This window comes from Campylobacter concisus, assembly GCF_002913545.1.
In the GTDB taxonomy this organism is placed as follows: Bacteria; Campylobacterota; Campylobacteria; order Campylobacterales; family Campylobacteraceae; genus Campylobacter_A; species Campylobacter_A concisus_AV.
Genome location: NZ_PPBR01000129.1, coordinates 1 through 492, shown reverse-complemented (window position 1 = coordinate 492; position 492 = coordinate 1). Strand labels below are relative to the sequence as shown.

Below are 492 nucleotides of genomic sequence, written 5' to 3'. Positions count from 1 at the left end.
CTCTTGATGACGTTGGCAAGCTAGTTGCAAGGGTGCTTGATGATCTAAGAAGCGCTGCAAGTCGTAGCAAAGCAGAGCAAATTTTATCTCAGGCAAAAGATACGAAGATCGCTCCAAATTTAGCAAGTGAGCTCTCAGATCTTGCCAAAAGCTTAGAGGCTGAAGCTGCGCAAAACGAAAGCCCTGAGATAAAGAGCCTTGCACTAAAACTAAAAGAATTTCTAAAACCAATAGCCGATCTTAAAGCTGGCTCGCTAAATGATCAGATCAAAAACTCAGGCGTCATGCTTGAAGCAAATTTAAAAGATGCACTTACTCCAGAGAAGCTACCAAGCTCGATACAAAAGCTACTAAGCGATATAAAAAATCTCTCAAATCAAAATTTACTTAGTCAAATTTTAACTCTAAATGATGAGAGCTTGGACAATCAAGACTCATTTATGAAGCTTACTTCTATGCTTGAAAAAGCGAGCGGTGATGCTAAAAACATCC

1 pseudogene is annotated in these 492 nt (G+C 39.4%); it reads left to right on the top strand.

What is annotated here, in order from left to right:
* Positions 1-492 (top strand): annotated as a pseudogene (locus CYP05_RS09350) (hypothetical protein); the annotation flags it as partial.